The sequence below is a fragment of the Wenyingzhuangia sp. 2_MG-2023 genome (assembly GCF_030548295.1).
Taxonomy (GTDB): Bacteria; Bacteroidota; Bacteroidia; order Flavobacteriales; family Flavobacteriaceae; genus Wenyingzhuangia.
In genome coordinates, this window is the sequence record NZ_JAUOSB010000001.1 from 12,292 (window position 1) to 26,613 (window position 14,322).

Consider the following 14,322-nt stretch of genomic DNA (forward strand, 5'->3'; position numbering starts at 1 on the left):
ACAAATGCAATTTATTATTTATATAATTCAAAAAAACAAACATGTGTTTCTGTTTTGTCTTTTTGAGTTAATTGCGCTATTCTTTACCATTCAATTACATTCTTATCAAAAAAGTAAGTTCATCAACTCTGCCAACTCTTTAACAGGAGGTATCTATAACAATGCCATTACTTTAAGTAGCTTTTTTAATCTTAGAGTAGAAAACAAACTCTTAATTCAAGAAAACGAAAGGCTACACAACTTAATAGAAACAAGAAACATAACCACTCCTGTAGATAGTAGCCTTACGCAAAAAACAGAACAAGGTTATAGATATATTTCTGCATCCATCATCAACAATGACTACCATCAAAATAACAATTTCATCACACTAGATAAAGGTGAAAATGACGGAGTGCAAGCAGATATGGCAATCATTAATAGCCAAGGTATTGTAGGTATTATTGCCAAAAACTCTCAAAATTATAGCGTTGCTATTTCTGTACTAAACAAGTATTTTAAAACCAATGCTAAATTTAAAAACACCCCCTATTTTGGAACTATTTCTTGGAATGGAAAAAACACCAATATTGTACAATTGCTTGACATTCCTAGACAAGCTCAGGTAAAAGTAGGTGACACCATTGTAACTGGAGGTCGTTCTGCTATTTTTCCAGAAGGAATTTTAATAGGTAGTGTTCACAAAGTTGGATACAACAACAACCGTCATCAAAATATTGATGTCAAATTGTTTAACGATCTTAGGACCGTTAACAATGTGTATGTGATAGAAAATTTACACAAATCAGAAATTAAGAACTTAGAAAAAACGACTTATGAATAACAATATTAAAATAATACTTCGTGCTGTTATTTTAATACTAAGTCAAGTATTGATAGGAAATCAAATGCGAATTTTTGATTATATAAACCCTCAATGGTGTATTCTTTTTGTACTGTGGTACCCTATTAGAACTGAAAAAAGCACCATTCTACTTCCTAGTTTTTTGTTTGGATTAGCTTTAGATTTTTTTGGAAATTCGGGTGGAATTAATGCTGCTTCTTTTACTTTGATTGCTTTTTTAAGACTTTCTATTTTCAAAAGACTGTTGAGCCAAAACGAACTACATATGAAAGCCTTTAAATACAACAATTATGGAACAGCTACTATGATAGCTATGGTATTTTCTTTGGCTTTCTTACATCACTTGATGCTATTTAGTCTTTCTTATTTTGACGTATCCTTTGCTTGGACAATTGTATGGAAATCTTTTGTAAGTAGTATTTTTACTACCTTTGTTACAGTCGTATTTATATCCATTTTTAGTCCAAACAAATAATGAAAAAAAGCCAACTTTTCCCTTTTCTTGTTGTTTTAACAAGCATTATTTTTGTGGCTAGACTTTATTACTTACAAGTTTTAGTACACGACAAAACAGAAGTTGCACTTAGTGGATCTAGTATCAAAAAAGTATACACGTATCCTCCTAGAGGTTTTGTATTTGATAGAAACGGTCAATTATTAATTGCCAACGAACATACTTACGATGTAAAAATAGTACCTAATGAAGTAAAACCTTTTGACACTCTTGAATTGTGTCGATTGTTAAAAATTGACAAAGAATATCTTATCAACAGATACAATAAAGCATATGTCTATTCTCCTTGGTTGCCCTCGGTTTTTTTAAATCAACTATCTAAAGAAGACTACGCTTTTTTACAAGAGAAAATCCACAAATTTAAAGGCTTTAGTGTTCAGAAAAAAAACATGAGAACTTACCCGCATACTTCTGCTGCCAACGTACTTGGTTACATCAACGAAGTAAACGAGGAATTGGCTAAAAAAAATGATTACTATGAACAAGGGGAATTGATTGGTACCGCTGGAATCGAGAAAGAATATGAAAATGAACTAAGAGGAAAAAAAGGAGTTTCTTACAAACTTAGAAATCGTCTGAATAAAGTGATTGGCCCTTATAAGGAAGGGATTTATGACACCTTGCCCATGCCAGGTAAAGATTTAAAACTAACCATTGATCTAGAGTTACAAAAGTATGGAGAACTTTTAATGTCTGGAAAACGTGGTGGAATTGTGGCTATAGAACCTGCTACAGGAGAAATTTTAGCTTTGATAACAGCACCATCATACGATCCTAATTTGATGGTGGGTAGAGACAAGTCAAGAAACTCAGTAATTTTATTCAACGATAGCATCAACAAGCCCATGTTTGATAGAGGTTTGCAAGCAGCATACTCCCCTGGTTCTCCATTTAAACTTGTACAAGGATTGATTGGCTTGCAAGAAGGAGTCATTAATGAGTACACCAGTTTTTATTGCCATCATGGTTTTAGATATGGTAAATTACCTAGCGAATTTATGGGTTGTCACTGTGGTATTGTGGGTAGACCTATTCAATTACAAACCGCAATTGCCAAATCTTGCAACAGTTATTTCTCCAATGTATTTAAACGTATTATAGACAAAAAACAAAACACAGGAGAAGGTTTAAACAACTGGACAAGACATTTGCGTTCTTTTGGCTTGGGACAATATCTAGGATATGATTTGCCTACAGGTAGAAAAGGTTTTATTCCTACTTCTAGTTATTACGATCGATATTATCCTAGCAAAAATTGGCAATCGTCTACCATTATTTCCAACGCAATTGGTCAAGGAGAAATTGTTACAACCCCTATTCAACTGGCCAATCTTACTGTAGCTATTGCCAATAGAGGTTTTTTCTACACGCCACATGTAATCAAAGAAATCAACCAAAAACCTCATCAAATAGAAAAATACAGCACCAAAAGAATTACCACTGTAAAACCCGAACATTTTAAACCTGTAATAGAAGGAATGTCTGATGTTTACAAAACAGGAACTGCAAAACATGTTCAAATAAAAGGAATTGATATTTGTGGAAAGACTGGAACTGTACAAAACTACATTCGAAAAAATGGAAAGAAATTTGAACTAGAAGACCATTCTATTTTTGTAGCATTTGCTCCTAAAGACAATCCTAAAATTGCCTTGGCCGTATTTGTAGAAAATGGAGGTTACGGTTCTATGATTGCTGCTCCTATTGCTAGTTTGATGATTGAAAAATATTTATTAGGCACACAATCTCTAAAATATTGGGAACAAAGAGTCATCAACCAATCATTAGAAAAAGAATATAAAAAACAACTAAACCTTCAATTAAAAAATTGAGAAGTCAAAAAATAAACATACTCGCCCAAGCGGATTTAACGTTGATCCTTATTTATTTATTCTTAGTAATTTTTGGATGGATGAACATTTATGCTGCAGCAAGCACAGAATCTCACCATGAAGTGTTTGATTTTGGTACACGGTATGGAAAACAAATTATTTGGATAGGATTAGGAATTGTAATTTCACTTTTTCTACTTTTTATTGATAGTTATTTTTACGAAAAATTTGCCGCTTTTATTTACCTCGGCTGTCTTTTGCTACTTGTTGGTCTGTTTCTCTTTGGAAAAAACATCAACGGGGCTACTTCTTGGTACAGCATTGGTGGACTAAGCATACAACCTACCGAGTTTGCAAAAACAGGAACCCTCCTAGCTTTAGGAAGGCTTTTAAACGACAAACAATTCAATTTTAAACTTGCTATAGACAAAGCCAAAGCTTTTACCATTATTAGCATTCCTGCTCTTCTAATTACATTACAACCTGATCCGGGTTCTGCATTGGTGTACGTCTCATTGATTTTACTTTTTCACAGAGAAGGTTTACATCCAAATATTTTGATTATCGGAACGTTAGCAATTGTTTTGTTTTTAACCACCCTTGTTTTTGGGTATTTATACGTTATGATTGTAGTTACCATTCTTACACTCTGTTTGCTATGGTACATTTCCAAAGTTCAAAAAAAAATACTGCGTTTTGAATGGGGTAAAATCATTGGGATTTTTGGTGTGGTTATAGGGTATATTTACAGTATATACTACTTATTCAACCATGTTTTTAAACAACGACACCGAGATAGATTCAACGTACTTTTAGGACTGAGTGAAGATACAAGTGATATTGGATACAATACCTATCAATCCATCAAAACCATTATTTCTGGAGGTTTGTCTGGTAAAGGCTATTTGCAAGGAGACCGAACCCAAGGTAAGTTTGTACCCGAACAAGACACTGATTATATTTTTAGCACCATTGGTGAAGAATGGGGATTTTTAGGTTGTTGCTTGGTTGTGCTGACTTTTATGACCTTAATTTTACGAATCATCCGTTTGTCCGAAAAACAAAAATCTACCTTTAGTAGAGTTTACGGTTACGGAGTTGCTTGCGTTTTCTTTTTTCATGTTCTAATCAACATCGCTATGGTGATTGGCTTATTTCCAACCATCGGAATTCCACTTCCATTTTTTAGCTATGGAGGTTCGTCTTTATGGGGATTTACCATGCTTTTGTTTATTTTCATAAAACTTGATGCTTCTAAAAATTACATCTTATAATTTAGGGTGATTATTTAGTGGCTTATCCTTATTTTTGCATCATAAAAAATAAAATAGAACTCATGACTATCGAGAAATTAGTTTCAGAAATAAAAAAGAAAAAGTCTTTTTTATGCATAGGGCTGGATGTTGATTTGAATAAAATTCCGCCGCATCTTTTAGAAACCGAAGATCCTATTTTTGAGTTTAACAAACAAATTATTGATGCTACACATCATCTAGCGGTAGCCTACAAACCCAACACAGCCTTTTTTGAAGCATATGGAATAAAAGGTTGGCAGTCTTTAGACAAAACCATTGCTTACATTAATGAAAAGCATCCTGAAATATTTACCATAGCAGATGCCAAACGTGGAGATATTGGAAACACATCTACCATGTATGCAAAAGCTTTTTTTGAAGATTTAAATTTTGACTCTGTAACCGTTGCTCCTTATATGGGTAGCGATTCTGTAGAACCTTTTTTAGCTTTTGAAAACAAGTTCACCATTATGTTGGCTCTAACATCTAACAGTGGTGGTTTGGATTTTCAAGGACAAACTCTGACCAACGGACAACCTTTGTATAAAGAAGTTCTTAAAACGTCGTTGACATGGAAAAATGCACAAAACTTGATGTTTGTAGTGGGTGCAACCAAAGCAGAATACTTTAAGGGAATTCGTGAAATTGCTCCTAATCATTTTTTACTTGTTCCAGGTGTGGGAGCACAAGGAGGTAGTTTAGAAGATGTGTGTGAATACGGAATTAACCAAGAAAACATTGGTTTGTTGATCAACTCTTCTAGAGGAATTTTATACGCTAGCAATGGATTGGATTTTGCCGAAGCTGCTCAAAAAGAAGCACTAGATTTACAACAAAAAATGTCTGTAATTTTGACTGATAAAAACATCATTTAATGACTTTTATTGATGATTTAGGAAACGTACTTTCCTTTGATGCTAAACGTAACCGAATTGTATCTTTGGTGCCTTCTATTACAGAAACACTGTACGATTTAAACTTAGAAAGTTCTATTGTTGGAATTACGTCTTATTGTGTACATCCTGCTCACTTTAAACATACCAAAACCATTGTTGGCGGTACTAAAAAAGTGAACATCGATAAAATAAAAGAACTACATCCTGATTTGATTTTTTGCAATAAAGAAGAAAACACACCAGAGATTGTAGCTCAACTTCAAGAATTCACACAGGTATATGTAACCGATATTAAAACTATCGAAGATTCTAAACACATGATTTCTAACTTTGGTTTGTTGTTAAATCGTAGAACTGAAGCAGATTTATTGAACATCAAAATTGATTTAAAACTGAGAGACTTTCAGCTTTTTGTTGCAGGTTTTGACATCAAAAAAGCGGCCTATCTTATTTGGTACAAACCATGGATGGTGGCTGGAAACAACACCTACATCAACCATTTATTGACCTTAAATAGGTTTGATAATATTTACCAAAGCAAAGAAAGTTACCCAATTATAGAAGCTAAAAAAATAAGACTAGAAGGTGATCCTGATTTTGTATTTTTCTCTTCAGAGCCTTTTCATTTTAACGACAAACATGTTTTTGAACTAGGTAGATTTACACACCACGCTAGTGCAGTATATGTTGATGGTGAAATGTTTAGTTGGTTTGGTTCTCGTCTTCTGCAGGCTTTTGATTATTTTAAAGCTTTAAGAGAACGCATCACTTTGAGTAGTTTTAAATAAATCACTCATCTCTATAACACAGGCCTATTTATCTGTATTTTTTTTCTTTAAATTCGTAGGATAAATATTATTCAATGTCTGACTACGACTTTTCCACTCTAAATTCAAATGATTTTGAAAAACTAGTTTGTGATCTTCTTAATGAAAGTTCTTCGCTTGAAGGATCTGTTCCATTCCGAAGTTTTAAACCTGGGAAAGATGGTGGTATTGATCTTTTACATTCATCTGATAAAAATGAAAAAGAAATAGTAGTACAGATAAAACATTATTATAAAAGCTCTTTTGCAACTTTGAGGAGAGACTTAGAAAAAAATGAAGTATCCAAAGTCCATACTCTAAACCCTAAAAAATATATTTTTGTAACATCCTTGGAACTTAGTTTTGAGAACAAACGTATAATTAAAAATATTTTTTCTCCATATATAAAAAACATCTCTGACATTTACGGTAAAGATGATTTAAACGACATACTAAGGAAAAATAAACATATTGAAGAAAACCATTTTAAACTATGGCTTTCGAGTGCAGTAGCTATTCAAAAAATTCAACAATATAAATTTATAGGTAGAAAAAATGAATTTCAAGAAAATCAAATTAAGCAAAAACTTCGACTATTTGTAATAACTAGAGAACATTACAAAGCTATCAATATTCTTAATGAAAATAATTTCTTAATTATAACTGGAGAACCCGGAGTTGGAAAAACCACACTTTCAGAAATTTTAATTTATAGATATCTATCAAAAAAATATCAGTTAACGGTTATTTATGATGACATTAGAGAGATAGAGTTAGAATTAAAAGATGACGAATCAAAACAAATCTTTTATTTTGATGATTTCTTGGGGCATACACAAGCGGAAATTCAAAAATCTAAATCTGCTGAAACATATTTACTAAAGATTATTTCTAGAATAGAAAACTCTAAAAACAAACTTTTAATTCTTAATACACGAAAATTCATTCTTAATTCTTTTCTTGATGAATCGGAAAGATTTAAAAACTTCAATCCTTTAAGAGCTGAAGCTAAAATAGAACTACATACATATAGTTATGGAGCTAAAAGAAGAATGCTAGACAATCATATAAATGAATTTGAACTTAGCTCTCAAAAAAAAGAAGTCCTTAAAACACTTGCTCATTTAATATGTACCCATAGTAATTTTTCTCCTAGACATTTAGAATTCTTTACCAACAAACATTATATAGGTGAATTAGATACTTCATCTTTTCATTCATTTATAACCGAAAATTTAGCAAACCCCAAAAGAATTTGGGAACATGCTTACAATAAGCAGATTTCTGACAAAGAACGATTTTTGTTATACTCATTATACTCCCTAGGCTCTAAAGCTTCTAAAAAATCTCTTGAACTAGCATTTGATTCGAGAATTACTTATGAAGTCAGAGAGAATAATTTTTTTAAACCAACAAATCCTTTTAATGATAGTCTAAGAATTTTAAACGAAGGTTTTATCATAAGTTATAGCTATAATAATTATATCGAATTCAACTTTATAAACCCATCACTTGAAGATTTTCTTAAGTACTACATCGAAAACAATAATTATGAATTAACAAGAATATTATCTTCTTCAATATATATTGAACAATGGTTTGTTTTTTATAAACCATTTGAAAAAAAGAATATTGAAAAAAAATTAATAAATATCTTTATTTCTAAATTTTCAAAAAATAAAATATCTGAAGTCGAGAAATATAAAGCTATTTTATTTTTAGCTTCATATGCTCCTGATGAAATAAACGTAATACTAAAAATCTTAAAAAGTATTTATCAATGGGATTTTATTAGTGGAAATGTTATTCTTCAATCATACTCATTACAATTTTTAAAAAATTCTATTAGAGAAAAAAAATTACTATCTATCATTTGCAAACTTGATTACGAGTATTTTTTGAGAATTATTCTTAACTGTAAAAGTATAGGTGAAGTTTCTAATTATATTCATTTATTCCAGAATAATTTAAATTTAAACTTTAAAGAAAAATTTAATTTTAACTCTTTAACATCCTCTAAATACTCTTACCTAATAAAGGAAATTTATTTGTCGTGTAAATTTCTATTAAAAAATGAAATTGAATTTCAATACAACTACCTTCTTAAATCAAACACTTACGTAGATGAGCATTTGGATGTGATTGATCGAATAGAAAACTATATATCCTTTTTTAACAACTACATGTTTGAGGATTTAAACATCAAATATGATATTCTATTAACACCTAATTGGAATGACATAGCATTACAAAATAATTTGAATTCCTTAAGTTTAAAAAAAGAAAGCAACTCTATAGACGAAGATTTAACTCCAGAGTATTTTGACTTTGGCTACGAATACAACTATGACCAAGATTACGACTATGACCTTGAGGAGAAAACTAACGATTCATCGTACCTAATACGATTAAATGATAATCCGAACGATTTGCCATTTTAAAGTGACCTATTTTATTGTGTATTGAAATCCGCACAAAAAACCACGCAACACAATCAATACCTAACAGTTATATCTTCACAACAAACATACTATCTATAAAACACAAAAAACCTCGTAAAAAATACGAGGTTTTTAAATTTTTATATGATTTACTACTCTTCTACTGGAGTAATTTTAAAAGCAAATGCATGCTTTCCTACTTTGTTTTTAGGAAGTTGGATGGTTAAACCTTTGCTATTTCTCTCAAATTTTAAATCTTGATTGTCTCCTAACAATTGAATTGATTTTATTTTTTTAGGGTACAAACCATTGTCTTTTACCAAAGAATCTATGGTAAATTCTTTTCCTTCTGGCCAATCTAAGACAATAGCATATAAAATGTTCCCTTTGGTGGTAAAACGAATATCTTCCGCTGTATTGTCAGCATTTTTTTGTTCACTCAAATGTCCTTCAACTGCTTTAAAACTTCCCTCTCCATAAATATCAAAAGTTCTAGTTCCGTAAATGGCTTCACCATTAGTTTGCAACCAAGCTCCCATTTCTAACAAACGCTCTTTTACAGGTTCTGGAATTTCTCCGTTGGCTTTGGGTGTAATATTTAACAATACAGCTCCGTTTTTACTAACCACATCTACTAAAAAATCTATTAACCTATTGGTAGATTTGTAATTTGGGTTTTTAATATGCGACCAAGAATTCCAATCGATAGAATCATCTGTTAACCAAGGAAATTCTTTCTTTTCACTCATCCTAGCTCTTTCTAAATCTAACACAGCAGAACCTTTGGCAAAGTCTTCAAATTTATAAGTAGATACTACTTCTTGATTTTTTTTATCTGCATGATTGTAATAATACTCTAGAAATTCTTGTCTGTGTTCTTCAGAAATAATATCCATTTTATTGTCAAACCAAACCAAGTCTGGATCGTATTTATTGATGATTTCTTTTAATCTATTCAACCATTCATCATCAAATTCTTTTCCTGCCATTGGATAATGAAATTTTTCTCCATTAGCAGTTGCATGATTTTTTTTATGTGGAAATTGAAAATCTCCTTTGTTTACTTTAGGTCCATACAAATCTGCAAATTCAGGATCAGCAGCATCTGTAGTTTCATCCCATGTAGGAAACCATGCGTACAACCATTGTCTGTGGAAAGTAGCAATAAATTTCATATCTCGTTTTCTAATTTCTTTAGAAAGTTCTCCCATAATATCTCTTTTAGGCCCCATGTTTTTAGAGTTCCAACGAGTTAAATCACTATCCCACATAGCAAAACCATCTGCATGTTCTGATACAGGTCCTGCAAATTTAGCTCCTGCTTTTTGGAATAAATCTGCCCATTCTGCAGCATCAAATTTTTCGGCAGTAAACATGGGAATAAAATCTTTGTATCCAAATTTATCTAACGTTCCATAAGTTTCTACGTGATGTTTGTAATAGTGACTTGCCTCTCCATTTCTAGCTTCGGGATTGTCTTTGTTTACATACATCCAATGCGAATACCATTCATTTTTATATTCGGGTACAGAATAAGGTCCCCAATGACAATAAATTCCAAATTTTGCATCTAAAAACCATTCTGGTGTTTGATGTTTTTTTAAAGATTCCCAATTTGCTTGATACGTCTTTTTTTCCTCTTTTTGCTGACAAGATGCTGTTATAAAAACAAGTGTTAAAACAGCTATTAATTTTATATATTTTTTCATTTTAAATGATTTAATCTATGTTAGTATCGTATCTCTTTACTTTCTAAACAATTAAAAACCTCTAGATTTTATAGTATCTAGTTTTGTTTCATATTCTTGTTCGTTTTCACCTGATAATTTATCAAAAAACTTATAATAATTTCCATAAGTATAGGTCTGATTTCTCTTTCTAATTTCTAACCCCATAGTCTTAAATTTTTTAGAAGCTTCTTTCTGATCTCCAATTAAAAACATATACTCATTAGCAGAAACTATATCTCCTTTTTTATCTTTTAATTCTAAAATAACATAAAAAATTTTCTTTACTGTTTTAAGTACTTTATGATTCAAACTCTTTAGTTTTAGAGAACTATTTTCTTCTACGTTTCCTACATCAAAACTATTTTTAGCTAATACATTACCCTCATCATCTTTAATTACATAACTAGCTTTGCAATTTTTATAAGTTTTGTAAAAATCGTTTACTACCCATATTTCTCCATTAAAAGTATCAGATGTTTTCCATCTACGTTTATCAAACTTTAAATTAATCAACAAGGGTTGATAGGCTATTTTTACATAATTGCAAGAACGTTTGGGTTGTGTGTAATTATCTACAATTCCCCATTTCATATCAGGCCAATAGGTAATAAAATGACACAATGAAATTCCGCTAGTTCTAGGTTTATTTCTTCTAAAGTGCTCTATAGACAATTGAAAAATAATTCCCTGTGCATCTTGAGTCGCATCTACAAATTCTTGTAACGATCCTGTTTTTTCATCACCAAAAGCATCAAAATTTTGAATTCTTAATCTATCTAAATCTGCCCAATGATGTCCCCAACTTACTCCAGGTTTCCACAATTCATCTTTTGGAATAAACTTTTTTAAACTTTCTACATTAGGTACCGATGTAATGGCTAATTCTGGCACAATTGGAAAATCTAAACTAGAGTACCAATCTTCCATTAACCATTTTCCCATACCGTAAAAATACCCTAGGGCATGTACAGCCTCTTTGGGTTTGTATCCTGCTGATTGTGCTGTTTCACAAGTTAACGGAGAATCTGGCACATAAGGTAAATCTACTTTTGCTTGCAATCTTTTTCCTAAGGTTTCTAAAAAGTTACGTGTAAACATAGCATCTCCAGATCTTAAAAACATTTCTTCACCACCTTCCATCATAATTAAAGAGGGATGATTTCTTCTTTCTGTAATTACATTTTCTCCTTCTTTTAATATTTTTTCTAAAAACACTGGATCTTTAGATAGATTTCCTGTTCCTAAGGGAATAATATCTTGCCAAACTGTAATTCCAGCTTCATCACATAATTCATAAAAAATTGGAATTTCAGGAGGATGCCAACCAAAAATTCTGATGTTATTCATGTTTGCATCTTTGGCTAACTGAATTAATCTTCTGTATTTTTCTTCGGTAGTTCTTCCTACAAAAATATCTGGTGGACCTCCCCAACAAGCCGAACGAATAAATATTGGCTTTCCATTAATAACCGTAGTTCTTGGAAAACTAACTTGATCTTTAGAAAATCCAGGATTCCATTTCATGCTAACTTCTCTAATCCCAAAAGTAGTTTCGGCAAAATCTTGATTTACTTTATTTTCTGTTATAGAAACTTTGGCTACGTACAAATTAGGTTTTCCTAAATCCCAAGGCCACCACAACTGAGCATTTTTTACTTTAATTTGTTTTTTTACCACCTGCTTACCTGGTTGTACCAAGGCAGTAAATTTTGTATTGATTTGTTTGCTCTTAAAGTTACTACCTTCTATAGAGCTTGTAAACGTGATGTTTTTAGGTTTGGAAGTGGTGTTTTCTACCTCAACCTGTAGATGTACTGTTGCCGATTTGTCTTTATGAATATTAGAATGCACATACAAATCAGTAACTCTAGAAGATCCGGTATATACCATTTTAATGGGTCTGTAAATTCCAAAAGGAATTAAATCTCTCCAATAATCTCCAAACCAAGGAGTTTTTCTACCCGCCACTTTAGAGTTTACCTGCGGTGGTGGAGCCAAACGAATCATTAATAAGTTAGAACTTTTTAAATTCTTTTTAGAAGTTCTTAAAGCGTGATTGATGTCAAATGAAAATGGAGAAAAAGCACCTTCGTGACTTCCTAAATACTCGCTGTTCAACCAAACATCACAAGTATAATCTACTCCATCAAAATCTAACCTTGCCAAGTTATCTCCTAAATCTTGAGTTACATTAAATTGATAAGAATACCATCATTCATACTGCATTACCCATTGAGCCTTTACGCTATTTCTTCCAAAATAAGGATCTTCTATCACTCCTGCTTTCCACAAATCTATATAAACATCTCCTGGAATTTTTGCAGGATTCCAAACTAAGGTTTCAATATCTTCTGGCGGTATTTTGTGTAAACCTTGCTTTACACCTTCTCCAGGCAACATCATTTTCATTTTCCAACGATGTCCACTTAAATCTCTTACCAACTGACTATTTTCATCATGTGAGTTGATACTTCCTGGTTGTGCAAATCCAACGGATGTACAAATCAAGAACCAAAAAAATATTCTTATTTTTTCTATTATATTTCTCATTACACCTATTATTTTAAACAATCATTAAAAACAAATCAAATCCGACTTAAAAAAAACAATAACTCCAATAAAAATAACAATAAATAAACAAACAAAAACACACAAATCCGACTAAGTCTAAAACAAAAAAGACCACTTAAAGTGGTCTTTTTCATAGGTTTTAAAATCTTATTTATCTTTAGCTTCTTTGTCTGAATTGGCTGTATGCTTTCTCATTACTTTCGTTTTAAACCCACGAATGTATTGATAGTTGTAATTCATGTATTCATGTGTCAATCCCCAACGTAAAATTTCTGTTGGTTCTTTTTCGTTATCAGCAGTTCTGTTTAATCCTATTGCATGTGGTGCCCCTTTTACAGCTCCCATAATTTCAAAATTAATTCCATCAGGAGACCATTGTACCGTGTTTCTTTCTGGACCATCTGTAGTAATTAACGATGCAATTCCTCCATTGTATGGCCAAACGCATATTTCGTGTCCACTGTTAGAAATTGGATTGTATTCTGATTTTACATAAGGACCTTTAGGGTTGTCTGCAATGGCAACTCCATGTCTAATTTGACGACCTCCAAAAGTAATAGCTTCTCCCATTTGTTCTCCTTTGTAGTACAAGTAGAATTTTCCTTTGTAAGGAATGATACATGGATCGTGTACTTTGTGACTATCAAAATCTCCTTTTTTCTCTACAGAAAAACGATCTTGTAAATCATCTCCTTTCCAAATTCCATTATCTGCAGGACTTAAAATTGGTTCTTCACTTTTTGTCCAAGGTCCGTTAGGAGATGTAGACCAAGCTAAACCAACTTGATTTTTAACTCTTTTGTTATATGGATTTTTTACTGTTTGGTAACATAAGTAATACATTCCATCGCTTTCCATAATTTCTACAGTAAACACAGAACGATCATCATAAGAACCTGCTTTACCTCTAGCAACAGCAATTCCTTCTTCTTTCCAAGTAATTCCATCTGCAGAAGTTGCATACCAAATATCGCATCTATCCCAAGGGAATACTTTTTCGTTTTCTACATCACCTCCAAATCCTTGAGATTCTCCTGTACTTCTACTATACCAAGTATAATATTTCCCATCGTGCTTAATCATGGCACTAGGATCTCTTCTTACCACACCTTCTTCGTAAGCAAAATCTCCTTTTAAATCATAAACTTGATATTCAAAATACCAATCATTATTGTGTAACAATTCATCATTCCACTCTAAAGCTCTTTTAGATGCTGCACTTAATTTGTCTTTATTGGTAATTCCTAAAAAGTCTTGTTTTTCATCACTAAGAACTATTTCCTTACCACAATCATCACCTGTTTTGTTTTCTACTTTTGAGTTGCAAGAAAACAAACCAACTCCTAATATTACAGGAATTATATATTTTAAATTTTTCATTATTTATTATTTT

At 31.7% G+C, this 14,322-nt stretch carries 10 protein-coding genes and 1 pseudogene; 7 read left to right on the forward strand and 4 right to left on the reverse strand.

The features are described from left to right. The first annotated feature begins 4 nt into the window (after positions 1 to 4). The 7 genes from mreC to Q4548_RS00115 all read left to right on the forward strand — a co-directional run bounded on the left by mreC (position 5) and on the right by Q4548_RS00115 (position 8,628). Positions 5 to 823 (forward strand): rod shape-determining protein MreC, encoded by an 819-nt coding sequence (gene mreC, locus Q4548_RS00085; RefSeq protein ID WP_303449945.1) that lies wholly within the window; start codon positions 5 to 7, stop codon positions 821 to 823. Beyond that, positions 816 to 1,319 carry a rod shape-determining protein MreD gene (gene mreD, locus Q4548_RS00090; protein ID WP_303449947.1) on the forward strand — a complete coding sequence of 168 codons (504 nt, stop codon included), beginning with the start codon at positions 816 to 818 and terminating at the stop codon, positions 1,317 to 1,319. Before mreC ends, mreD begins: the two co-directional genes overlap by 8 nt. Beyond that, complete coding sequence (mrdA, locus tag Q4548_RS00095; RefSeq protein ID WP_303449949.1) at positions 1,319 to 3,190, forward strand: penicillin-binding protein 2; 1,872 nt, start codon at positions 1,319 to 1,321, stop codon at positions 3,188 to 3,190. The genes mreD and mrdA overlap by 1 nt, the downstream gene beginning before the upstream one ends. After that, positions 3,187 to 4,464: a rod shape-determining protein RodA gene (rodA, locus tag Q4548_RS00100; RefSeq protein ID WP_303449951.1), complete on the forward strand. Its 1,278-nt coding sequence runs from the start codon at positions 3,187 to 3,189 to the stop codon at positions 4,462 to 4,464. The genes mrdA and rodA overlap by 4 nt, the downstream gene beginning before the upstream one ends. A 62-nt stretch (positions 4,465 to 4,526) precedes the next feature. Beyond that, complete coding sequence (gene pyrF, locus Q4548_RS00105) at positions 4,527 to 5,360, forward strand: orotidine-5'-phosphate decarboxylase (RefSeq protein ID WP_303449954.1); 834 nt, start codon at positions 4,527 to 4,529, stop codon at positions 5,358 to 5,360. Beyond that, on the forward strand, positions 5,360 to 6,169 hold the full coding sequence (locus tag Q4548_RS00110) for an ABC transporter substrate-binding protein (RefSeq protein ID WP_303449956.1): 810 nt from the start codon (positions 5,360 to 5,362) through the stop codon (positions 6,167 to 6,169). Before pyrF ends, Q4548_RS00110 begins: the two co-directional genes overlap by 1 nt. Positions 6,170 to 6,243: 74 nt before the next feature. Continuing rightward, entirely contained in the window at positions 6,244 to 8,628 is a 2,385-nt protein-coding gene (locus tag Q4548_RS00115) for a restriction endonuclease (RefSeq protein ID WP_303449959.1), read from the forward strand. 152 nt (positions 8,629 to 8,780) lie between these two features. On the opposite strand, the gene Q4548_RS00120 is transcribed toward Q4548_RS00115, so the two are convergent. The 4 genes and pseudogenes from Q4548_RS00120 to Q4548_RS00140 all read right to left on the reverse strand — a co-directional run bounded on the left by Q4548_RS00120 (position 8,781) and on the right by Q4548_RS00140 (position 14,312). Then, positions 8,781 to 10,337 carry an alpha-L-fucosidase gene (locus Q4548_RS00120; protein ID WP_303449962.1) on the reverse strand — a complete coding sequence of 519 codons (1,557 nt, stop codon included), beginning with the start codon at positions 10,335 to 10,337 and terminating at the stop codon, positions 8,781 to 8,783. Positions 10,338 to 10,388: 51 nt separating this feature from the next. Next, entirely contained in the window at positions 10,389 to 12,248 is a 1,860-nt protein-coding gene (locus Q4548_RS00125) for a glycoside hydrolase family 2 TIM barrel-domain containing protein (RefSeq protein ID WP_303451533.1), read from the reverse strand. A 9-nt stretch (positions 12,249 to 12,257) separates the two neighbouring features. After that, positions 12,258 to 12,908 (reverse strand): annotated as a pseudogene (locus tag Q4548_RS17375) (glycosyl hydrolase 2 galactose-binding domain-containing protein); the annotation flags it as partial. 168 nt (positions 12,909 to 13,076) lie between these two features. Continuing rightward, a complete protein-coding gene (locus Q4548_RS00140; RefSeq protein WP_303451535.1) occupies positions 13,077 to 14,312 on the reverse strand; it encodes a glycosyl hydrolase in 1,236 nt (411 codons plus the stop codon). Between the last annotated feature and the right edge of the window lie 10 nt (positions 14,313 to 14,322).